At 65.4% G+C, this 21,313-nt stretch carries 19 protein-coding genes and 1 pseudogene; 14 read left to right on the top strand and 6 right to left on the bottom strand.

Annotated features, from left to right (window positions below; genetic code table 11):
• Positions 1-8: 8 nt before the first annotated feature.
• Both EET03_RS02515 and EET03_RS02510 read left to right on the top strand, forming a co-directional pair.
• On the top strand, positions 9-584 hold the full coding sequence (locus tag EET03_RS02515) for a class I SAM-dependent methyltransferase (protein ID WP_075544458.1): 576 nt from the start codon (positions 9-11) through the stop codon (positions 582-584).
• Positions 585-614: 30 nt separating this feature from the next.
• Positions 615-1,076: a nitroreductase/quinone reductase family protein gene (locus EET03_RS02510; protein ID WP_082274841.1), complete on the top strand. Its 462-nt coding sequence runs from the start codon at positions 615-617 to the stop codon at positions 1,074-1,076.
• Positions 1,077-1,103: 27 nt separating this feature from the next.
• Here EET03_RS02510 and EET03_RS32885 read toward each other — a convergent pair whose 3' ends face one another.
• Positions 1,104-1,319, bottom strand: a complete 216-nt coding sequence (locus tag EET03_RS32885; protein ID WP_075544460.1) for a Mu transposase domain-containing protein — start codon at positions 1,317-1,319, stop codon at positions 1,104-1,106.
• A gap of 230 nt (positions 1,320-1,549) precedes the next feature.
• On the opposite strand from EET03_RS32885, the pseudogene EET03_RS02500 reads away from it, so the two are divergent.
• Together EET03_RS02500 and EET03_RS02495 are read left to right on the top strand one after the other, a co-directional pair.
• Positions 1,550-2,143: pseudogene (locus EET03_RS02500) on the top strand (crotonase/enoyl-CoA hydratase family protein); the annotation flags it as partial.
• 76 nt (positions 2,144-2,219) lie between these two features.
• Entirely contained in the window at positions 2,220-2,669 is a 450-nt protein-coding gene (locus tag EET03_RS02495; RefSeq protein ID WP_075544461.1) for a DUF5078 domain-containing protein, read from the top strand.
• A 145-nt stretch (positions 2,670-2,814) separates the two neighbouring features.
• Here EET03_RS02495 and EET03_RS02490 read toward each other — a convergent pair whose 3' ends face one another.
• The 3 genes from EET03_RS02490 to EET03_RS02480 all read right to left on the bottom strand — a co-directional run bounded on the left by EET03_RS02490 (position 2,815) and on the right by EET03_RS02480 (position 7,176).
• Entirely contained in the window at positions 2,815-5,793 is a 2,979-nt protein-coding gene (locus EET03_RS02490) for an MMPL/RND family transporter (RefSeq protein ID WP_082274842.1), read from the bottom strand.
• The gene (locus tag EET03_RS02485) at positions 5,790-6,212 is read right to left on the bottom strand and encodes an MmpS family transport accessory protein (RefSeq protein ID WP_063472118.1); all 423 of its coding nucleotides are present in this window, start codon (positions 6,210-6,212) and stop codon (positions 5,790-5,792) included. The genes EET03_RS02490 and EET03_RS02485 overlap by 4 nt, the downstream gene beginning before the upstream one ends.
• 277 nt (positions 6,213-6,489) lie before the next feature.
• Positions 6,490-7,176 carry a TetR/AcrR family transcriptional regulator gene (locus tag EET03_RS02480; protein ID WP_063472023.1) on the bottom strand — a complete coding sequence of 229 codons (687 nt, stop codon included), beginning with the start codon at positions 7,174-7,176 and terminating at the stop codon, positions 6,490-6,492.
• A 379-nt stretch (positions 7,177-7,555) separates the two neighbouring features.
• Here EET03_RS02480 and EET03_RS02475 point away from each other — a divergent pair, with 379 nt between their 5' ends.
• Genes EET03_RS02475 through EET03_RS02440 form a run of 8 tightly spaced genes read left to right on the top strand, consistent with a single transcriptional unit; the run spans position 7,556 to position 16,320 of the window.
• A complete protein-coding gene (locus tag EET03_RS02475) occupies positions 7,556-7,975 on the top strand; it encodes an MmpS family transport accessory protein (protein WP_075544462.1) in 420 nt (139 codons plus the stop codon).
• The gene (locus tag EET03_RS02470; protein ID WP_075544463.1) at positions 7,972-10,878 is read left to right on the top strand and encodes an MMPL/RND family transporter; all 2,907 of its coding nucleotides are present in this window, start codon (positions 7,972-7,974) and stop codon (positions 10,876-10,878) included. Before EET03_RS02475 ends, EET03_RS02470 begins: the two co-directional genes overlap by 4 nt.
• 53 nt (positions 10,879-10,931) lie before the next feature.
• Positions 10,932-12,248 carry an NAD(P)/FAD-dependent oxidoreductase gene (locus tag EET03_RS02465; RefSeq protein WP_075544464.1) on the top strand — a complete coding sequence of 439 codons (1,317 nt, stop codon included), beginning with the start codon at positions 10,932-10,934 and terminating at the stop codon, positions 12,246-12,248.
• Positions 12,242-12,949: a DUF1365 domain-containing protein gene (locus EET03_RS02460; protein ID WP_075544465.1), complete on the top strand. Its 708-nt coding sequence runs from the start codon at positions 12,242-12,244 to the stop codon at positions 12,947-12,949. Before EET03_RS02465 ends, EET03_RS02460 begins: the two co-directional genes overlap by 7 nt.
• A complete protein-coding gene (locus EET03_RS02455; protein ID WP_075544466.1) occupies positions 12,946-14,226 on the top strand; it encodes a class I SAM-dependent methyltransferase in 1,281 nt (426 codons plus the stop codon). Before EET03_RS02460 ends, EET03_RS02455 begins: the two co-directional genes overlap by 4 nt.
• Before the next feature lie 17 nt (positions 14,227-14,243).
• Positions 14,244-15,017 carry a DUF1295 domain-containing protein gene (locus tag EET03_RS02450; RefSeq protein ID WP_075544473.1) on the top strand — a complete coding sequence of 258 codons (774 nt, stop codon included), beginning with the start codon at positions 14,244-14,246 and terminating at the stop codon, positions 15,015-15,017.
• A gap of 44 nt (positions 15,018-15,061) precedes the next feature.
• Positions 15,062-15,625: a sigma-70 family RNA polymerase sigma factor gene (locus tag EET03_RS02445; protein ID WP_075544474.1), complete on the top strand. Its 564-nt coding sequence runs from the start codon at positions 15,062-15,064 to the stop codon at positions 15,623-15,625.
• Positions 15,622-16,320, top strand: a complete 699-nt coding sequence (locus EET03_RS02440) for an anti-sigma factor (protein ID WP_075544467.1) — start codon at positions 15,622-15,624, stop codon at positions 16,318-16,320. Before EET03_RS02445 ends, EET03_RS02440 begins: the two co-directional genes overlap by 4 nt.
• 90 nt (positions 16,321-16,410) lie before the next feature.
• Here EET03_RS02440 and EET03_RS02435 read toward each other — a convergent pair whose 3' ends face one another.
• Entirely contained in the window at positions 16,411-17,268 is an 858-nt protein-coding gene (locus EET03_RS02435; protein WP_075544468.1) for a hypothetical protein, read from the bottom strand.
• A gap of 21 nt (positions 17,269-17,289) precedes the next feature.
• Entirely contained in the window at positions 17,290-17,823 is a 534-nt protein-coding gene (locus EET03_RS02430; protein ID WP_075544469.1) for a mycothiol transferase, read from the bottom strand.
• Between the two features lie 66 nt (positions 17,824-17,889).
• On the opposite strand from EET03_RS02430, the gene EET03_RS02425 reads away from it, so the two are divergent.
• Positions 17,890-19,617 carry an N-acyl-D-amino-acid deacylase family protein gene (locus EET03_RS02425; protein WP_075544470.1) on the top strand — a complete coding sequence of 576 codons (1,728 nt, stop codon included), beginning with the start codon at positions 17,890-17,892 and terminating at the stop codon, positions 19,615-19,617.
• A 95-nt stretch (positions 19,618-19,712) separates the two neighbouring features.
• Positions 19,713-21,173 carry a PPE family protein gene (locus tag EET03_RS02420; protein ID WP_099193929.1) on the top strand — a complete coding sequence of 487 codons (1,461 nt, stop codon included), beginning with the start codon at positions 19,713-19,715 and terminating at the stop codon, positions 21,171-21,173.
• The last annotated feature ends 140 nt before the right edge of the window (positions 21,174-21,313 follow it).

The following is a 21,313-nucleotide window of genomic DNA, read 5'->3' as shown; positions in this document are numbered from 1 at the left end:
GGAGCACTATGAGCTTGCGACACCTGCAGTTCGACCTCCTGTACCGCCTCGGCCGACCGATCTGGGACACACCGGTGCCTGAAGAGCTGCGCGATGCCGTCGAGGGCGACAATGCGCTGTCACCGGGGCATGCCCTCGACGTCGGTTGCGGAACCGGCACCAACGTGCGCTATCTGGCCACTCACGGTTGGCAGGCCACCGGCGTGGACTTCTCCGCTGCGGCGATCCGGCGAGCCACCCGCGATGCGACGGACATCCCGGGCGCCAGCTTCCTGGAAGGTGACGTGACTCGGTTGTCGCAGCTGCCGTTGGCCACCCCGATCGATCTGGTGCTGGACATGGGCTGTTATCACTCGCTGCCCATCGGCGCCAAGCCGGTCTATGTGGCCGAGCTCGCCGCCGTCATGCAGCCGGGTACACCGCTGATGATGTGGGAGGGCATCGGCATCCAACCCGGTGAAATTCCCGACGCGTTCGGCAACGACTTCACCATCGAACACACCGAGCCGAAGAACTTCACCATCAACCGGATGAAGCTGCGCCACACCATCCCCGCCCACTGGTACTGGCTACGTCGCCGCTAGCAACATTGTTACTGCAACTGAGGAGCATTCATGACTTTCGATACCCGTAATGGCACCCGAGGCGCCCGTCAGCCCGGGGGGCGGCTGATGAAATGGATCAACACCTGGAACACGCGTCGAATCCGCCGCAAAGGCGGGCGCATCATGGGCATGGACGCCCTGGTCTTGACCACCATTGGCCGCAAGAGCGGGACCGAACGCAGCACCCCCGTCGCCTGGTTCCCCGACAGCGACCACAGTTGGCTCATTGTGGCCTCGGCGAACGGCGCCGCCCACAACCCCGCCTGGTACTACAACCTGGCCGCCCACCCCGATCGCGCCCGCATCGACGTCGGCGGCCGCACCATTCCCGTCAGCGCCGAGCAGCTCCACGGCCAGGCCCGCGACCGGGCTTGGCGCCAGATCACCGCTGCCAAAAAGCAATTCGCAAAATACGAGAAGCAGACCGACCGCGACATCCCCGTCATCCGCCTCACCGCCCGACCCAGCTAGCCCTGCTCGGTGGGCGGCCGACGGCGGTCAAGCCGAGAATGTCGAAGAACAAACCGAGGCCGTCCCCATAGCCTTTCTCGGTGAGGAACTGACGCAACCGACCTGCCGTCCGATCATCAGGGCCGGCACGCTGTAACGGTTCGTGCGGGTCGTGACCTGCGCGTAGCGGTCGAGCCGGGCGTGAACTAGGCGTTCGGTCTCGAACCGTTCCTCCGATAACGGTTTGAGTAGCGGCTTCTCCATCGGGAAGTGTTCGCCGATGGTGTGGGAGTCCCGATCCGCCGCGCGTCATCGGCGACGTCCCACGCGTCGATCATGGCGTTCAGCTCCTCGATCGATTCAACTTCGGGTACCGGGGCGCGATGGTTGCGTCGAAACCAGCAGAACTGGCCGTCCACACCACCCTCTCGTGGGCGCCCTCGATCCCGAGTTGCCCCGGCTGCAGCTGGCTTGCATTGTTAATCCGGTGAATCATGGCCATCTGGCGGGCATCCAAACCGGTGATCGCCCAGGTGCACGGCTGGTGCGTGGGCGGGGCCAGCGACTATGCGTTGTGCGCCGACATCGTGATCGCCAGCGAGGACGCCGTGATCGGAACCCCCTACAGCCGCATGTGGGGGACCTACCTGACCGGGATGTGGCTATACCGCCTGAGCCTGGCCAAGGTCAAGTGGCATGCGCTGACCGGCCGGCCGTTGACCGGTGTCCAGGCCGCCGAGGTCGAGCTGATCAACGAGGCGGTGCCCTTCGAACGGCTCGAGGCGCGGGTCGCCGAGATCGCCATCGAGCTGGCACGAATCCCGTTGTCGCAGTTGCAGGCCCAGAAGCTGATCGTCAACCAGGCCTACGAGAACATGGGACTGGCGTCCACCCAGACGTTGGGCGGCATTCTCGACGGCCTGATGCGCAACACCCCCGAGGCTCTGGCCTTCATCACGACCGCCGAAACCCAGGGGGTGCGGGCCGCGGTCGAGCGCCGCGACGGCCCGTTCGGCGACTACAGTCAGGCTCCCCCGGAGCTTCGGCCCGACCCCAACCACGTCATCATCCCTGATGGCACTGCATAGTGAGCTGGGCTAGGAATATGACTCAAGGTGACGGTCGGCGCTATGCCCGGGGCCGGAAAGTGTTACCGTAACAACTATGTCTCGGCTGAGTTCTCGCCTGCGCGCAGGCGTTGTTTTTCTCGCGTTGGGTGTCGCCGCAGTGGCCGTCCCGAGCACCGCAACGGCCGATTCCACCGAAGACTTTCCGATCCCTCGCCGGATAATCGCCACCACCTGCGACGCCGAACAAGTACTCGCGGCCACCAGGGACACCAGCCCGGTGTACTACGAGCGCTACATGATCGACTACAACAACCATGCGCAGTACCAGCAGGCGACCCAGGACAAAGTGCACTGGTTCTTCTCGTTGTCACCGGCGGACCGCCGGGATTACTCCGAGCACTTCTACGATTCCATCGATCCGCTGTGGTGGGGCTGGCGTAACCACATGAAGATCTTCTTCAACAACAAGGGCGTTGTCGCCAAGTCCACCGAGGTGTGCAACCAATACCCACCCGGCGACATGTCGGTGTGGAACTGGGGGTAGGCGCCGCCGTTCGCCGAGATCGACGGCAGCGCGACGGGCACTCGCATGTCGACACGCTCGCGTCGATCTCGCTGCCGCTCAAAGCGTTTGGTCGAGACCTGCCCATCGGGCAGGTTGATGCTTGCGTCCCGTCAATGGTACGGGGTCAGTAGTGCGGGGTGCTCACCGGGAATCGATCGGTGTCCGCGCTTCCGGATGGGTCGACGGACTTACCATCGCGGGGCAGCAACAAGGCACGAACCAACGGGCGCGGGCCGTAAGGCCGAAGTAGCTGACTGGCCGGCCGGGTGCGCACTCGCTGCGGCCACCAGAACCAGCGGCCCATCAGCGCCGCCACGGACGGCATCATGAACGACCGCACGATCAGCGTGTCGAACAACAGACCCAGCGCGATCGTGGTACCGACCTGCCCGATCACCTTCAAATCGCTGAAGATGAACGAGGCCATAGTGGCCGCGAAGACCAGGCCCGCAGACGTCACGACGGCGCCGGTGCCGGCCATCGACCGAATGATCCCGGTCTTTATTCCGGCGCCGATTTCTTCCTTGAAGCGCGATACCAGCAGCAGGTTGTAGTCCGATCCGACGGCCAACAGCAGGATGACCGACATCGCCAGCACCATCCAGTGCAATTCGAAACCGAGAATGTCCTGCCAGACCAGAACGGAAAGCCCGAACGAGGCACCCAACGACAACAGCACCGTGCCGACAATGGTGAACGCCGCCACCACACTTCGGGTAATGATCAGCATGATGATGAAAATCAAACTGGCGGCGGCAATTCCGGCGATCATGAGATCCCATTTGGAACCGTCGCGCATATCCTTGAAGACCGCGGCGGTTCCGCCGAGATAGATCTTGGCGCCCTCGAGCGGAGTCCCCTTGACGGCCTCCTTGGCCGCCTTCAAGATCGGCTCGACGTGCGAGATGCCTTCGGGGGTAGCCGGATCGCCTTCGTGGGAGATGATGAACCGGACCGCGTGCCCGTCCGGCGACAGGAACATCTTCAGACCCCGCTTGAAGTTGGGGTTGTCGAAAACCTCCGGCGGAATATAGAAAGAGTCGTCATTCCGCGACGCGTCGAAAGCCTGCCCCATCGCCGTCGAATTCTTGGTCATCTCGTCCATTTGGTCATACAGCGACGACATCGAGCTGTGCATGGTCAGCATCATCGTCTTCATCGTCTTCATGGTCGCGATCTGCGGCGGCAGCTGAGCAAGCATCTGCGGCATCAACACGTCCAATTGGTCCAAGTTGCCGGAGAGTTCCGCCAGCTTCTCGTCGATCTGGTCAAGACCGTCCAGCGCATCGAATATCGACCGGAGCGACCAGCAGATCGGAATGTCGTAGCAGTGTCGTTCCCAATAGAAGTAGCTGCGAATCGGCCGCCAGAAATCGTCGAAATCGGCAATGTGGTCCCGCAATTGGTTGGTGATCTCAACCATTTCATGGGTCAGCGTGTCCATGTTGTGGGTGACTTTCACCGTCTGGGCCATGATGTCGTACATGTGCTGCATGGTGTCGATCGACTGCTGCATCGCGTCCGCCTGCGTCAGCATGTCGGCCATCCGCTGCTTCATGTACTGCATGTTCTCGACCTGGACGGTGCTTTGCATGCTGATCTGGAACGGAATCGAGGTGTGCTCGATCGGCCTGCCCAACGGCCGGGTGATCGCCTGCACCCGCCCGATACCGGGCACATGAAAGACCGCTTTGGCTATCCGGTCGATGACCAGCATGTCGGCCGAATTGCGCATATCGTGATCGGTCTCCACCAAGAGCAGCTCCGGGTTCATCCTCGCCTGGGAGAAATGCCGGTCGGCAGCTGCGTAACCCACATTGGCGGGGGTCCACGGCGGCAGATATTTCTTACTGTCGTAATTCGTCTTGTACCCCGGCAGCGCGAGCAGTCCGATCAGGGCGATCGCGATGGACACGGCCAGGATCGGACCGGGCCAGCGGACGATCGCGGTACCTACCCGTCGCCAGCCGCGGGTCCGCATCTTGCGCTTGGGGTCGAAGATCTTGAAGTAACTGCCGACGACCAGCACGGCCGGCCCCAGGGTGAGTGCGGCCAGCACCGCTACCAGCATTCCTATTGCGCACGGGGCGCCCAGGGTTTGGAAATAGGGAAGCCGGGTGAAGCTGAGGCAATACATCGCACCGGCGATCGTCAGGCCGGAGCCGAGGACGACATGCGCGGTTCCGTGGAACATCGTGTAGAACGCCTTTTCCCGGTCCTCACCGAGACCGCGTGCCTCTTGATATCGGCCGAGCACGAATATCGCATAATCGGTGCCGGCTGCGATCGCCATCAGCACCAGCAGATTAACCGCGAAGGTGGAAAGCCCGATGACGTTGTAATGCCCCAGGAAAGCAACGACCTGCCGGGCCGCCATCAACTCGATTCCGACCATCACCAGGACCAGCAGCGTCTGGACAATGGATCGATAGACGAAAAGCAGCATCACGATAATCACCAGAAAGGTGATCATCGTGACTTTCTTGACGCCTTTGTCGCCGGACGTGGACTGATCGGCGGTGAGCGCGGCTGCGCCGGTGACATATGCCTTGACACCTCGCGGGGCCGGAACGCTGTCGACGATCTCGCGCACCGCTGCAACCGACTCGTTGGCCAGAGACTCACCCTGGTTACCGGCCAGGTTCAGCTGGACGTAGGCCGCCTTGCCGTCAGGGCTCTGCGAACCGGCGGCCGTCAGCGGATCGCCCCAGAAATCCTGGATGTGCTGAACGTGTTTGGTGTCGGCGGAAAGCCTGCGGATCAGTTCGTCGTAATAGTGGTGGGCGGCATCGTCGAGCGGCTTGTCGCCTTCCAGCACGATCATTATCGAGCTGTCGGTATTGAATTCGTGAAAGACTTTGCCGACGCGCTTCATCGCGACCATCGACTCCGCATCGCTGGGGCTCAACGACACGGTGTGGTCTTTGCCCACCTGTTCCAGCGACGGTACGAAAATGCTCAGAACGACGACGAGTCCGATCCAGAGCAGCACGATCGGCACCGCAAGGCGGTGAATTATCCGGGCAACCGAGGGCCGTTTCCCGGCCCCGCTTCGGGTTTGGTCCGCGGGACTGTTCTCGGCGGTCGCCTGGATCTCGCTCATGCCGATTTCACCAGGCAGAAGGTTTGGGCGTTCACTTCGTTCTCGGACCTTTCGTCCTTGACTTCGCCGTTGACGATGATGCGGCAACCGATCTGGTCGGTGTTGCCCTGCGCCACCACGTTGACGCTCACCGAAGCCAGCGTGGTGGTGACGGAAAGCGTCCAGGGCAGCGGGACGTTACTGACCCGCTGGGGCTGCGCATTGACGTCCAAATAGTTGATGTTGGCAATGGTCCCGGGGGGACCGAACACCTCGTAGACCACGTGCTTGGGGTTGAACGGCTTGATGTCGTCGGCAATGCCGCTGGTGATCGGTCCCTTGTCCTGATAGCCGAAAAAGCTGCGGAGGCGGTGGACGCTGAAACCCGCAACCGCGACCACGGCAACGATGACGAGGGGGATCCACACTCGCTTCAGCACGTTGGTGACCGAAATCTTTGCCACCGATCACCTTCCGCTCGCCGGGGCCGGGACCGTGGGTCCGAGCGCTTCGGCCAACGCGCGCGCCGGCTTTGTCGAACGGATCCCGGGAGCAAACCCGAGGCGGCTGGCAACGGCCGGCGTTCGTGGCCACCCCACCCAGATGGTTTGTTGCGCTAAGTAGCTTAAACGTACCCGTGGCGGGCCGCAGAACCTCACCCTCGCGACGGTCCCAACCGGTTGTGATCTGCTCACGAAACTCTCCATCGTCGGTGGCTCAGGAATATCCGGCGGTGAGGCCGAAACAGGTCGCGGTGAGTAGCCGGGTCAGGGCGGAGGCGAAGTCCAGGTTCCACTCGGGCGGCAGGACGTCAGGCTCCTCGGCGTAGGCGTCGGTGAGCCGCTCCGGCGGATTGGCGATCTGCCACAGCGTGGCCGCCAACGAGTAAGCAGCCAGCAGAATGTCGAAGGCCCCGGAACGTCCGAGCGCCGGTAGCGCATTCTCGATCGCGTCCGCGAGCGCGATCACCGCGGCGGTGCTGGTGCGCTTTACCTCGACCACCCGGTCGACGTCCACCTCGTGTTCGAGGTGCAGGTGAAGGTTGGCCAGCAGGTCACAGAACAGCGGATCGGCGGCCAGGCCGTCGGCGAGGGCCGCGGCCACCCGGGAATGCGACATGGGGCCGGGCTCGCTCAAGCTCTCGCATACCGTCTTCGACCACCGCATCCAGCCCTCGGCAGCGAGGTGGAGCAGGACCTCCTTGTGGGAGGTGAAATAGCGGCGCACCGCCGAGTAGTGAATGCCGGCGCGGTTGGCGACGGCGGTCAAGGTCACCGACGCCACACCGGTTTCGGATGCCAGCGAACGCGCCGCTTCCATCAACGCCGCGGCACGCCGGCGTTTGTTCTCCTCGGTGCGGGCGCGCCGGAACGTCAGTTGCGCCACTGGCAGAGGATAACGCACATCATGTGATTTGCGAGCAGTAAGGCGACCCGGGTACGGTGCCGTTACGCACGTGATATGCGTTACACTGCCGACGTGCGGGGAGGGGAGCCGCGCCCCGCACCGCAATGGTTTACTTAGGCAAGGCTAGGCACAGTAATGGCGGGCTCGAGGTGATTCAAGGTGATCCGCGACGAGTAGCTCGTCGCGGCCACCGGCGTCGCTGATCGGGTGCGTCGCGGCCACCGGCGTCGCTGATCGGGTGCGTCGCGGCCACCGGCGTCGCTGATCGGGTGCGTCGCGGTGCCCGGTCGTTGAAAGCTCGGAAGGACTTCGAAGGGACGGGTATGGTTCGCCCGTAGCAAATACCAACCGGCGAAAGGGACTTGAGATCTTCAAGGTGCTGTCGCGGACATGGATCGCGCTGGTAATCCTGGCGGTGCTCATCGCCGGGGGGTTCACCGTGCACCGGATTCGCGGCTTCTTCGCATCGGAGAAACGCGAGTCCTATTCCGACAGCAACCTCGACAGCAAACCGTTCAACCCCAAACAGATCACCTATGAAGTCTTCGGCCCGCCCGGAACGGTCGCCGATATCAGCTATTTCGATGTCAATTCCGACCCGCAACGGGTCGATAATGCGGTGCTACCGTGGTCGTTGCGCTTCACCACGAACTTGGCGGCAGTGATGGGAAACCTTGTGGCCCAAGGTGATAGCGACAGCATCGGTTGCCGGATCACCGTGGACGGCGTGGTCAAGGCGGAGAAGGTTTCGCACGAGGTCAATGCCTACACCTACTGCCTGGTGAAGTCGGCGTGACGATCAAGTACGCGAACGACCCCGACACCGGCGCCCATGCCGAAAAGCCATTGATCGCGCGGATCATCCACGCGTTTGCGGTGCCGATCATCCTCGGCTGGCTCGCGATCTGCGTTGCGCTCAGCGTTTTCGTCCCGTCGCTGGAAGTAGTCGGGCAAGAGCGTTCGGTTTCGCTGAGCCCCAAGGAAGCGCCGTCGTACCAGGCCATGAAGCACATCGGGCAGGCGTTCAACGAAGGCAACACCGACAGCGTCGCCATGATCGTCCTGGAGGGCAAGCAGCCACTCGGCGAGGAGGCCCACAAGTATTACGACGTTCTCGTCCGCAAACTGCGAGCCGATACCAGGCATGTCCAGAGCGTCCAGGACTTCTGGGGAGATCCGCTCACGGCGGCCGGGGCGCAAAGCAACGACGGCAAAGCCACCTACGTCCAGTTGAATCTCGCCGGCAACCAAGGCGAGCCGCTGGCCAATGAGTCCGTCGAAGCGGTGCGCAAGATCGTCGCGGACACGCCGGTGCCGCCAGGGGTGACGACGTATGTCACCGGCGCGGCGGCGATGGTCGCGGACATGCACCACAGTGGCGACACGTCGATGATTAAGATCACCATCACCACCGTCGCCGTGATCTTCATCATGCTGCTGCTGGTGTACCGCTCGCCGATCACCGTCATCATGCTGTTGCTGACGGTCGGGGTGGAATTGACCGCGGCCCGGGGAGTGGTAGCGCTGCTCGGACACAGTGGGGCCATCGGACTGTCCACCTTTGCGGTCAGCCTGCTGACCTCACTGGCAATTGCCGCCGGCACCGACTACGGGATATTCATCTTCGGGCGCTACCAGGAGGCGCGCCAGGCCGGGGAAGACCGGGAAACCGCCTTCTACACGATGTATCGCGGCACCGCCCACGTCATCCTGGGCTCCGGCCTGACGATCGCGGGCGCCACGTTCTGCCTCAAGTTCGCCCGGATGCCCTATTTCGAAACCCTCGGCATCCCGTGTGCGGTCGGGATGCTGGCCGCGGTGTTCGCGGCGCTGACCCTGGGGCCCGCGGTGCTGACCGTCGGCAGCCGATTCGGGCTGTTCGACCCGAAGCGGCTGCTCAAGGTTCGTGGCTGGCGCCGGGTCGGCACGGTGGTGGTGCGGTGGCCGCTGCCCGTTCTCGCCGCCACGTGCGCCGTTGCCCTGGTCGGTCTGCTCGCGCTGCCCGGATACCGGACCAACTACAACGACCGCTCCTACCTGCCCAACTTCATCCCCGCCAACCAAGGGTTCGCCGCTGCCGAGCGCCATTTCTCGCAGGCCCGGATGAAGCCCGACGTGTTGATGATCGAGTCCGATCACGACATGCGAAATCCCGCGGACTTTCTGGTGCTGGACAAGCTGGCCAAGGGAATCTTCCGGGTTCCCGGAATATCCCGGGTGCAGGCGATCACCAGGCCCGACGGAACGGCGATGGACCACACGTCGATCCCGTTTCTGATCAGCATGCAAAACGCCGGTCAGGTGCAGACCCTGAAGTACCAGCGTGACCGGATCGACGACATGCTCAAGCAGGCTGACGAGATGGCCAAGACCATCACGATCATGAAGCAGATGTACAGCCTGATGTCGCAGCTCGCCGAGAACACCCACCGCATCGTCGGCGACACCGAACAGATGCAGCAGATCACCAACGAGCTGCGCGACCATATCGCGGACTTCGATGATTTCTGGCGCCCGATCCGTAGCTACTTCTACTGGGAGAAGCACTGTTACGACATCCCCATCTGCTGGTCCTTCAGGTCGATATTCGACGCGCTGGACGGGCTCGACCAGGTTGACGAGAAACTCAGCGATCTGGTGGCCGATACCAAGAATATTGACCGGCTGATGCCGCAGATGCTCGCGACGTTCCCGCCGATGATCGACAGCATGGAGAGCATGCGGATCATGATGCTGACCATGCACAGCACCATGGCCGGCTTCTATGACCAGATGAACGAGATGAGCGAAAACTCGAACGCCATGGGCAAGGCGTTCGATGCCGCCAAGAACGACGACTCGTTCTACCTGCCGCCAGAGGTCTTCAAGAACAAGGACTTCCAGCGCGCCATGAAGTCGTTCCTATCACCCGACGGGCACGCCGCCCGCTTCATCATTTTGCACCGGGGAGATCCGCAATCGCCCGAGGGAATCGCGAGCGTCAATGCGATACGCACCGCGGCCGAAGAGTCGCTCAAGGGAACCCCGCTGGAGGACGCCAAGATCTATCTGGCCGGTACGGCGGCCGTCTTCTACGACATCGCCGACGGGGCCAAATGGGACCTCCTCATCGCCGGGATTGCCTCGCTGTGCCTGATTTTCATCATCATGCTGATCTTGACCCGCGCCTTTGTTGCGGCGGCGGTGATCGTGGGCACGGTCGCGCTTTCGCTAGGTGCCTCATTCGGGCTGTCGGTGCTGTTGTGGCAGCACATACTCAGCATCGAGTTGCACTACATGGTGCTCGCCATGTCCGTCATCGTTCTGCTGGCCGTGGGATCTGACTACAACCTGCTGCTGGTTTCCCGGTTCAAAGAGGAAATCAGCGCAGGGCTCAACACCGGCATCATTCGCGCGATGGGCGGCACCGGCAAGGTCGTGACCAACGCCGGGCTGGTGTTCGCGTTCACTATGGCCTCCATGGCCGTCAGCGATCTGCGGGTGATCGGCCAGGTGGGCACCACCATCGGCCTGGGTCTGCTGTTCGACACCCTGATCGTGCGTTCGTTCATGACGCCCTCCATCGCCGCGCTGCTGGGCCGCTGGTTCTGGTGGCCGATGAAGGTGCGTTCGCGGCCGGCCCGAATCCGTTCGGCACCAAGGGGTCCCGGGGAGGAGCCGCAAACGGACCGGCTGATGGCGATGAGCGGCGAACATTAGGGTCGGTTAGCTCCCACTCCCATCCGAGCTGCCGGCGGTTCCGAATACCTGATGTGCAGCAAAGACATCCCGCGGGACGCTCGATAGCGGTCATCGGCAGCGGCGTCGCCGGCCTCACCGCCGCCTACCTGCTGTCCGGACGTGACCGAGTCACCTTGTACGAGGCCGACACCCGGCTCGGCGGACACGCCCACACCCACTACGTCGATCGTGACGACGGGACGAGTAATGGCGGTCCGGTAGCCGTCGACTCCGCGTTCCTGGTTCACAACGACCGCACCTACCCGACGCTGTGCCGACTGTTCGACGACCTGGGTGTGGCGACCCAGGAGTCGGACATGTCGATGTCGGTGCGCGCCGACGACATCGGCCTCGAATATGCCGGGGCTCTGGGAGTTCGGGGACTGTTCGGGTGCCGGCAGGCGCTGCGACCCCGCTACCTGTTGATGCTCGCCGAGATCCTGCGCTTCCACCGCGCCGCCTCCCGACTGCTGCGCGCGGAAGCAGGCGACGAACCAGAGACATTGGACGCGTTCCTCAAGCGGCACCGCTTCTCGTCGTTTTTCGTGGACTACTTCATCACTCCCCTGGTGGCCGCGGTGTGGTCGTGCGCGAGCGCAGATGCGTTGCGCTACCCGGCCAGGTATCTGTTCGTCTTCCTCGACCATCACCAGATGTTGTCGGTGTTCGGTTCGCCCACCTGGCGCACCGTCACCGGGGGTTCGGCCACCTACGTCCAGGCCATCGCCTCACGTCTGTCCGAGGTGTCAATGGGCGCACCGGTGCATTCGCTGCGCCGAGTAGCCGCCGGCGTGGTGATCCGAGCCGGTCACGATGCCCCGCGAGAGTTCGACGCGGCCGTCGTCGCCGTCCATCCCGACCAGGCGCTGCTGCTACTCGACCAGCCGACCGCCTGGGAGCGCCACGTACTTGGCGCCATCGCGTACTCGACAAACCGGGCCCAGCTGCACACCGACGAGTCGGTGCTGCCCCGCCACCCCGGCGCCCGCGCGTCGTGGAACTACCTGGTGACACCGGGCACCGACCATGTGGTGGTCAGCTACGACGTCAGCAGGCTGATGCGCATCGACGACAACCGCCGGTTCCTGGTCACCCTCGGCGGCCATGACCGGGTGGACCCCGGGTCGGTGGTTGCCGAGATGACCTACAGCCATCCGCTGTACACACCGGAATCGGTTGCGGCCCAACGTTTATTGCCCACCCTCGATGACGATCGGGTGGTGTTCGCCGGGGCCTACCACGGCTGGGGGTTCCACGAGGACGGCGCCGCCTCCGGGCTGCGCGCGGCCCGGAGGCTCGGCGCGGACTGGCCGGCCGCAACCCGAACGGAGGTGGTGGTGCCGTGCTGACTCCGGCGATCTACCGCACCACCATCACGCACTCGCGGCGCGCCCCGGTGCACCACTCGTTCGAATACCGAAGCTACAGCTGGTATGTCGACGTCGACGACCTGCCCCGGCTGCCCTGGTGGCTGCGGCCGTTCGCCCGATTTCGCGCCGACGACCATTTCACCGGGACGCCGCAGGGTTCACTGCGCGACCGATTGGACGCGTTCTTCGACGATCGCGGCGTCGCTGTTCCCGACGGCCGGATCACCGCACTGCTGCAGGCCCGCGTGCTCGGGCATGTCTTCAACCCGTTGAGCGTCTATTGGTGTCACGACCGTGACGGCCGGGTGCGCCATGTGGTGGCCGAAGTGCACAACACCTATGGAGAACGGCACGCGTATTTGCTGCCGCCGGCCGAGCTGCCCGTGGTGACGGCCAAGAAGTTCTACGTCTCGCCGTTCAACGATGTCGACGGATACTACGTGGTGCGGGCCCCACGGCCCGGCCGCGAGGTCGACGTCACGGTGGCACTACATCGTGACAACCAGCAGGCGTTCCCGGTATTCAACGCGAACCTTCGCGGGACGCGACGACCCGCGACGGCGAGACAAGTCGCGCTCCTGCAATGCATTTCACCGTTGGCCCCGTTGGTGGTGGCCGCCCGTATCCGGATACAGGGGATCAAGTTGTGGTTACGTCGAGTTCCAGTGGTACCGCGATGAGCATCGAAACGATCGGAACACCTTCGGTCACAATCGATTCCGAGCGCTGGCCGGCTGTCGCCGCGGTGCCGTCCGGACCGGTCGCCGCGATGTCGGCGGCCATCGCCGACCGGCTGTTGCGCCGCGCGGTCGCCCGGCTGCCGCTGCGACTGGTCTACCCGGACGGCACCGCGATCGGCGCCGGCGACGCCACATCGGCGACGCTGACGGTTCACCGCCCGCAGGCGCTGGCACGACGGATCGGGCGGCACGGCCTGATCGGGTTCGGCGAGTCCTACCTGGCCGGTGACTGGTCGTCGGAGGACCTCACCAGGGTGCTGACGGTCCTGGCCGAGTCGGTGGCCGACCTGGTGCCGGGCCCGCTGCAGTGGCTGCGTCCGCTGGCGCCGGCGTTCGAGCCGACGCGGCGCGGTCCCAGCCGCGATCAGGCCCGTCGCAATGTCGCCGAGCACTATGATCTGTCGAACGACCTGTTCGCTGAGTTCCTCGACGAGACCATGACATATTCGTCCGCGCTGTTCCACGATCTTCCCGCCTCGTGGCCCGATTTGGCTGCCGCCCAACGGCGCAAGATCGATCGGCTGCTCGACCTGGCCGGTGTCAGGCCGGGCAGCCGGGTGCTCGAGATCGGCACCGGCTGGGGCGAGCTGTGCATCCGAGCGGCCGCCCGCGGGGCCCGGGTGCGGTCGGTCACGTTATCGGTGGAGCAGCAGCGGCTGGCGCGGCAGCGGGTCGCCGCCGCGGGCCTGTCCCATCGGGTGCAGATCGACTTGTGCGACTACCGCGACGCCCAGTCGGGGCAGGACCCTTATGACGCGATACTCTCGGTCGAGATGATCGAGGCCGTCGGATACCGCTCCTGGCCAACGTATTTCGCGACGCTGGACCAGCTGGTGCGCCCAGGCGGCCGAGTGGCGATCCAGGCGATCACCATGCCCCACGACCGGATGCTGGCCACCCGCAACACCCGCACCTGGATCCAGAAATACATCTTCCCCGGCGGGCTGTTGCCGTCCACGGAGGCCATCGCGGCGATCACCGAGCGCCACACCAGCCTGCGCACGGTCGACACCGCCTCGCTGCGACCGCACTACGCCGAGACCCTGCGGCTGTGGCGGGAGCGGTTCGTCGAGCGACGAGGCCGGCTGGCGCACTTGGGTTTCGACGAGGTGTTCGCCCGGATGTGGGAGTTCTACCTGGCCTACTCCGAGGCGGGATTCCGGTCCGGGTACCTGGATGTCGTCCAGTGGACGTTCGAGCGCAAGGACGACCGGTGAACGAGGCCGACATCTTCCTGGTATCGGGCGCCTCGGCGGTGGCGCTGGCCGTCGTGCATTCGACGACCTTCCTGATCGGCCGGTGGCTCGGCCGTTACAACGTCGTCGACGTCGCGTGGGGGCTGGGGTTCATCGCAGTAGCAGCCGTGGCGACCGTACTCGGCACGGGGGACCCGGCCCGGCGGTGGCTGCTGCTGGCGCTGGTGACGGTGTGGGGTCTGCGGCTGAGCTGGCACATGTACCGCAAGACCGCCGGCAAGGGTGAGGATCGCCGCTACGCCGATCTGCTGCGCGGTGCCACCACAGGTCAGGTGGTGCGCAAGGTCTTCGGACTGCAGGCCTTCCTGACGCTGTTCATCTCCTTCCCGCTGCAGCTGTCGGCGGTCACCGGGCCCACACCCAAGCCATTGCTGGCGGTCACCGGTGTGGGCGTGGCGGTGTGGCTGGTCGGGGTCGTCTTCGAAGCGCTCGGTGACCGCCAGTTGCGGGTCTTCAAATCCGACCCGGCCAATCGCGGGGCCATCATGGATCGCGGCCTGTGGGCTTGGACGCGCCATCCCAATTACTTCGGTGACGCCTGCGTCTGGTGGGGGTTGTGGCTGATCACCATTACCGGCTGGGTGCCGCTGCTCACGGTGGTCTCGCCGTTGTTGATGACCTACTTCCTGGTCGACGTGAGCGGGGCCCGGCTGACCGAGAAGTACATGAAAGGCCGTCCCGGTTTCGCCGAATACCAGCGTCGTACAGCGTATTTCGTGCCGCGGTCACCGCGATCGGCGCGTCAGTTATGACCGGTTTGGCGATTTCGGTGCTGCCTGACGATAGGCTACCGTCGATGACGGGACCGCCACGGCTGAGCAGCGACCTCAGCGCCCTGTTGCACCAGATCGCGCGGGGCGACCGCAACGCGTTCGCAACGTTCTACGACCACACCAAAACCCGGGTGTACGGACTGGTGGCGCGGGTGTTGCGGGACCCGGGCTACAGCGAGGAAACCACCCAGGAGATCTATCTCGAGGTGTGGCGCACGGCGTCGGAGTACGACGCCGTCAAAGGCTCGCCGCTGGCCTGGTTGCTGACCATGGCACACCGGCGCGCCATCGACCGGGTACGAGCCGAGCAAGCCGGCAGCCAGCGAGAATCACGCTACGGCGTGGCCAATATCGACCCGGCGAGCGACGTCGTCGCCGACTCCGCGATCGCCGGTGACGAACGGCGCCGGGTCGCCGCATGCCTGGGCGGGTTGACCGACGCGCAGCGGGAGTGCATCGAACTGGCCTACTACGGCGGCCTGACGTACGCCGAGGTGTCGCACCGGCTGGCCACCAACCTGTCGACGATCAAATCGCGCATGCGTGACGCGCTGCGCGGTCTGCGGAACTGCCTGGGTATGTCATGACCGAGCCGACCGATTTCGGACTGTTGGAGCTGGCGATCCCGTATGCCCTGCATGCGATGTCGGACGAGGAGCGAGTCGACATCGAACGAATGGTCGCCGCTGCACCCTCGGCGGTGACGGCCGCCTTCAACGAAGAAGTTCGCGCGGTTCGCGAGACGATGGCGATAGTGTCGGCGACGACGGCCACCGAACCGCCGGAACGTCTGCGCACGGCGGTCCTGGACAGCGTCAAGCCAACCACCGGCCGCCACCAGTCACGTTGGCGTACGGCCGCTTTCGCGTCCGCAGCCGCTATCGTGGTGGGACTGGGCGCGTTCGGCCTGGGGACAGTGCTGCGGCCCCCGGCGCCGCCCACGGTCGCCGAGCAGGTCCTGGGCGCACCGGACGTGCGAACGGTCTCCCGCCCGTTGGGCAACGGGACCGCCACGGTGATGTTCTCCCACGACCGCAATGCCGGCGTGCTGGTGATGAACAACGTGCCGCCACCATCCCCGGGCACGGTCTATCAGATGTGGCTGCTGGGCGCCAACGGCCCCACCTCGGCGGGGACCATGGGCCCGGCGGCGGTGGCGCCGTCGACGAAGGCCACGTTGACCAACCTCGGGAACTCGACCGCGCTGGCGTTCACCGTCGAACCCGGCACCGGTTCTACGCAGCCGACCGGCGCGATCTTGGCCGAGCTGCCGCTGCGTTGAGACGGGTGAGCCGGGGTTCACCGACATTGCCCCCACGGCTGCGATCGCGGTGTGAAGCACGACCATCACGGCAATCTCGATGAATTCCGGCTACTTCCACAGGCTTCCCAGCACCGCGGCCAGCACGCCCAGCATCACCAGTGCCGCACCGGCGGCAAGCGTCAGGTTCAGCCACAGGTGCAGGCTGCGCTCCGCCGTAGCGACCATGACGTCGGCCACCCGCCGGATATCGCCAGTGGTCCGATTGAGCGCGTCGTTGACATGCCGACTGCCGATCTCGATACCCGCCCAGCCGGCGGCGCCGACGAGCAACGCCGACACGCCGAGGCCGGTCAGCGCCTTGCCTCGGCGGCGCGCGGTGGCCAGCATCAGCAACGCGCAGCCGGCACTCGAGGCTGCGGCGCCGATACTGACCCACGGACCCCACACCGCCAGACGTCGCAGCTGTCCCTGACGCATCAACTGAGGCATCGACACAGTCAGCGGAACCTCCAGCGTCGCCGGCACCGTGACGTGGTAGCCGCTCAATACCTGCTGCAGCGCGCTGTCGTTCAGCATCGGGGCCAGATCGACCACCCATTGGTCACCGGTGCGGCCGGACCGCGGCTCGCCGAACAACCAGCGGTGCGCGACCCGGTTCGCCTGGGCGAACAGCGGCGGAAACGCCGGGCCGGCGGTGAAAGCGGCCGCGGCATCGTGCACGGTCGAGCTGTCGACCGGATAGCTCGGGTAGCTCGGCCCCCCGCGCTCGGCGATGAGCGCGGTTGCGCGGGTGGTGAGTTCGGCCGCCATGGCGGACTGCAGAGCGGGATCGGCCGCGGCGGTCCGGGCCAGCTCGGCGTAGCCGTCCTCATCGATGATCGTGATCTGCGCCCACGCCGCCGGCACCGCTACTGCCAGCGCGACCGTAGTGGCCAGCCAGAACACCACCGTCGCAACGAATCGCACGCCTTGAAACCTACTGGGCGGCTATTGCGCCTGCGGCACGATCCCACGTAGGTAGGCGGCCTGGCCGAGATGTTGCGCGCAGTCGTCGATGATGCTGACCAAGCGCATGCTGGCGGTCACCGGCGGGTCCCAGTTGCTGTCCACGATGCGCGACAGCTCGGCTGCGGTCACGCCGGCGATGTACTCGAGGGTGAGCCGGTGCACCGCGTGGTAGTAACCGGACAGCAGGCCCGCCGGTGCGCGCACCTTGGCCACCTCGGCGGAGCTGTGCCCGTAGCCGGTGTCGTCGCGCGGTAGGTCAAGGCCGAACCGGTCGACCCAGCCGTCGCGCGTCCACACCTGCTCCACGCCGGCGATGTGGGCCAGCTGGATGTCCTGGACGCGGGCACTGTGCCAGAGCAACCAGGCGATGCTGTTGGCGCTCGGGGTCGGCCGGTAGGCGGCGACGTCGTCGGTGAGGCCGTCGGTGAGGTCGTCGGCGTGTTCGATCAGGCGGGTGAACGCGTCACGCAGCAGCTCCTGGGCCGGGGCATTGTTGGCAGGGGTGCTGGCCATACCCGCGACTTTACGGGCGGCGCAGGATTCTGGCACCACCCGCCGCCGCGGTCGTAGATTAATTAGATGACCTACGACTTGCTCATCCGCAACGGCATCATCGTCGACGGGTTGGGCGGCGAACCGTATGTCGGCGACGTCGCGGTGCAAGACGGCGTCATCAAGGGCGTTGGTGTTGTCAACGGCGAAACCGCCAAGCGGGAGATCGACGCGACCGGTCTGCTGGTCACTCCAGGTTTCGTGGACCTGCATACCCACTACGACGGCCAGGCCATCTGGTCCGACCGGCTGACACCGTCGTCGGCGCATGGGGTGACCACGGTGGTGATGGGCAACTGCGGGGTCGGCTTCGCGCCCTGCCGCCAGCAGGACCACGACGTGCTCGTCGACGTGATGGCCGGCGTGGAGGACATTCCCGGCGTGGTCATGACCGACGGCCTGCCGTGGACCTGGGAAACGTTTCCCGACTACCTGAATGCGCTCGAGGCGGGCAGGCGTGATATCGATGTGGCCGTCTACCTGCCGCATTCTCCGTTGCGGGTTTACGTGATGGGGCAGCGCGGCGCCGACCGCGAACCGGCCACCCCGCAAGACCTGGCCGCGATGCGGGCCCTGGCCAAGGAGGCGATCGAGGCCGGCGCGCTGGGGTTCGCGTCGTCGCGGCTGACCATCCACAAGACCGAGAGTGGCTCGCCGATCCCCAGCTACGACGCCGCGCGGGAGGAGATCGAGGAGATCGCCAGGGGTGTGGTCGACGGCGGCGGCGGGCTGCTGCAGTTCGTGCCCGACATTCCGGCCGGCGGCTATCAGCCGGTTCTGCAGATGGTGTTCGACGTCGCCGAGGACTTACGGCTGCCGGTCACCTTCACGCTGGTGGTCGCCAACACCGGCGATCCGACCTGGCCGGACGCCATCACGATGATCGAGAAGGCTAACACTGCGGGGGGAGACGTCACCGCACAACTGCTGCCCCGCCCGATCGGGCTGATCATCGGGCTGCAGCTGTCCGCCAACCCGTTCGTGCTGTACCCGAGCTACCGGGAGATCGCGCATCTGCCGCTCGCGCAGCGGGTCGCCGAGATGCGCAAGCCCGAGGTGCGCGCCCGCATCCTGGCCGACAAACCCGGTCCCGGCCATCCGATCCTGTATGTGGCCCAGGCCTGGGACTGGATCTTCCCGCTGGGCGACAGCCCCGATTACGAGCCGGACCCGTCGGGCAGCATCGGGGCCCGCGCCCGGGCCCGGGGGGTGAACCCGATGGAGGAGGCCTACGACCGGCTGCTCGACGACGACGGTCACGCCATGCTGCTGGTCGCCACGAGCAACCTGGAGAACAACTCGCTGGACACCGTCGGCAAACTGCTGCACCGCGACGACGTGGTGCTCGGTCTCGGCGACGGCGGCGCCCACTACGGCATGATCTGCGACGCCAGCTACTCGACGTACTTCTTGGCGCACTGGGCGCGCGACCGGGCGTCCGGACGGTTCACGGTGGCCGAGGCCGTCCGCCAACTCACCTCTGTTCCGGCCCGGGTGGCCGGGCTGGCCGACCGCGGACGCATCGCCGTCGGCTACAAGGCCGACCTCAATGCCATCGACCACGGCGTGCTGCGGCTGCACAAGCCGGTCATCAGATACGACCTGCCCGCTGGCGGGCGGCGCCTGGACCAGACCGCCGAGGGCTACGTCGCGACCGTCGTCTCGGGCGAGGTGATCGCCGAGAACGGGGTGCCCACCGCCGCCCGACCCGGCAAGCTGATCCGCGGACGTCGGTCCCCTCCGGACCCCGCCTGAGCACTTTGGGGGTTCCTGTGCACCGGTATGGAATATGGCAGTTTTGCTGCGCCGATATGGCCACGTCGAGGGGCTCGGGCGGGTAGTTTGGGCTAGTGACAAACCCGCATTTCGCGTGGTTGCCGCCAGAGATCAATTCGGCCCTGATGTTCGCCGGTCCCGGCGCGGGACCGCTCCTTGCCGCGGCCGGGGCCTGGAGCGGCTTGGCCGAGGAATTGGCGTCGTCGGTGTCGTCGTTCAGCTCGGTGGTCGCCGAGCTGACCAACGGCTCTTGGCTGGGTCCGTCGGCGGCGGCGATGATGGCCGTCGCGACCCAATACATGGCGTGGCTCACCGCGGCCGCAACCCAGGCCGAGCAAGTCGCGGCTCAGGCCGCGGCCACGGCGACGGCCTTCGAGGGGGCACTGGCGGCCACGGTGCAGCCCGCGGTGGTCGCGGCCAACCGTGGCCTGATGCAGGTGCTGGCGGCCACGAACTGGTTGGGGTTCAACACCCCGGCCATCATGGACATCGAGGGCGCCTATGAGCAGATGTGGGCGATGGACGTGGCGGCGATGGCGGCATACCACGCCGACGCCTCCTCGGCCGCCTCACTATTGGCGCCCTGGCAACAGGTGTTGCGCAATCTCGGCATCGACATCGGCAAGAACGGCGCGATCAACCTCGGCTTCGGCAACACCGGCAGCGGCAACATCGGTATCGGCAACACCGGCCGCGGCAACCTGGGTATCGGCAACACCGGCAGCAGCAACATCGGTAGCGGCAACACCGGCAACAACAACGTCGGCATGGGCAACCTGGGCAATAGCAACCTCGGCTTCGCCAATACCGGCAATCGTGACGTCGGGTTTGGGCTGACCGGCAATAGCCAGGTCGGTTTCGGCGGCTTCAATTCCGGTAGCGGCAACATCGGCTTCGGCAACTCCGGCACCGGCAACGTCGGCTTTTTCAACTCCGGCAACGGAAACCTGGGAATCGGCAACTCGGGCTTCCTCAATAACGGGTTTGGGAACTCGGGAAACATCAACACCGGCTTCGGCAACGACGCCATGAGCGCCGGCCTGTGGCAATCAATGATGCACAACAACGTGCCGGGCACGGCCGGCCTGGACGCCGGCTTGGCCAACTCCGCGAGCTACGCAACCGGTGGCACGGCAACCTTGAGCTCGAGCCTTCTCAGCTCCGCTCTCGGTTCGACGGGCGGCGTGCACCCGGGTCTGGCAAACGCGCTCAACCCGGCCCCGGCCACACCACCGGCGGCGACGCCGATCACCCCTCCAGCTGGAGCTGACCCCGGGGGCGCGAACAGCGGCGGCGCCAATACCGGCGCCGGCTCACCGGCGAATGCCGGACTGCGAACCGCGGGCAGTGGGCACACCGGTTTCTACAACAACTCGGGCAGCAACGATTCGGGTGTGCGCAACACCACCGTCCGTGATCCGGTCACCGGCGCTCCGGGCGTTCCCGGGTCGGGCATCCCCAAGTCGACCTTCTACCCCAGCCGCGAACCGGCCGACCCCGGCACCGGCATCAAGCTGCCGGTTCGGTCCGACTAGCCCGGACTAGCCCGCCGGGTGGCCCCGGGGGGTCTCACCCCGGGGCTCCCACAGAACGGAGCGTGACAGTCTCCCATCACTCCGCTCTTCTCATCTAGTCCGTTTAGAACTCGGTCATCCACGCCCAGTGGGCGAACATG

It is taken from the genome of Mycobacterium innocens (assembly GCF_900566055.1).
In the GTDB taxonomy this organism is placed as follows: Bacteria; Actinomycetota; Actinomycetes; order Mycobacteriales; family Mycobacteriaceae; genus Mycobacterium; species Mycobacterium innocens.
Note: the sequence above shows the minus strand (reverse complement) of the source record. Positions and strands in the feature narration are given on the sequence as shown.